Origin of the sequence: Mycobacterium sp. E342, from assembly GCF_001667665.1 — a bacterium.
Taxonomy (GTDB): Bacteria; Actinomycetota; Actinomycetes; order Mycobacteriales; family Mycobacteriaceae; genus Mycobacterium.
Genome location: NZ_LZJM01000012.1, coordinates 1 through 1185 on the forward strand (window position 1 = coordinate 1; position 1185 = coordinate 1185).

Annotated in this window: 1 protein-coding gene; it reads right to left on the bottom strand. The window is 66.3% G+C overall.

Features of this window, described 5'->3' with window-relative positions:
- Positions 1 to 1185 (bottom strand): AMP-binding protein (locus tag A5692_RS00820; protein WP_156765856.1); only part of this gene is annotated, 1185 nt, incomplete at both ends.

Here is a 1185-nt window from a genome sequence, read left to right on the forward strand (position 1 = left end):
CCCGTAGGCGTTGACCATCACCCGCCCGGGCGCCCACCGATTCACCACCTCAGCCGGGCACGGCTCCCCACCGACCAACAACGCCACCGACTCCACCCCCTGCGGCCAGAGCGCACCGGCCGCCGAGGGAGTCTGGGTGAGCACGCTGACCCGTTCACCGACCAGCAACGCATGCAACGCCTCCGGGGAGGCGGTCACCGATTCGGGCACCACCACCAATCGGCCCCCACCCAGCAGGGCGCCGAAGATCTCCCACACCGAAAAGTCGAACGCATAGGAATGACACTGCGTCCACACCCGCCCTGACCCCAGACCCGCGTCCAAAGAATCGATCAACTGCGCGACATTGCCATGAGTGATCGCCACACCTTTAGGGACACCGGTGGTGCCCGAGGTGTAAATCAAATACGCCACATCCTCAGGCGCCGGGCCCGGCAACGCCGTAACCAGCTGCGCCTCGATCACCGGATCGTTGACATCAATCACCGCCACGCCATGACCATCCAGCCGTGAGCGCAACTCAGCGGTGGTCAGTACCGCGACCGGGGCGGCATCGGTGAGCAAGAACCCGATCCGCGCGGCCGGCCATCCCGGATCCATCGGCACATACGCCGCCCCCGACTTGAGCACCGCCAGGATCGCCACGACGGCCTGCGCGCAGCGCGGCACCAGCAACCCCACACGTTGTCCCGGGCCCGCACCATGTCGGATCAACCAGTGCGCCAACCGATTCGCGGCCGCATCCAGCTCCCGATACGTCAGCGAAAGGCCGTCACAGGTCAACGCCAGCGCATCCGGGGTGCGCGCGACCTGGGCGGCAAACACATCCGGAATCGACACCGTCGGCATGGCGGGGCGGTCCAACACGCCACGATTCCCCCACACCGCCAAGCGGGCCTGCTCGTCGACGTCGAGCACCTCGACCGACGACAACAACCGCGACGGATCCGCAGCCATTTCGGTCAGCACGCGCTGGAACCGCTGGATCAGCAGCTCGACGCTGTTGGGGTCGGACACATCAGTGCGGAATTCCACCGTGCCGGCGATGCCGGCCGGTTGGCCGGCGTCGGTGAAGTTCTCGGTCAGAGAGAATGTTAAATCCATGCGGGCGGTGTGGGTTTGCACCGGTATGGGGTTGGCTTGTAGCTCCCCCAGGCCCAGGTCGGTGGGGTTGTGGTGTTGCCA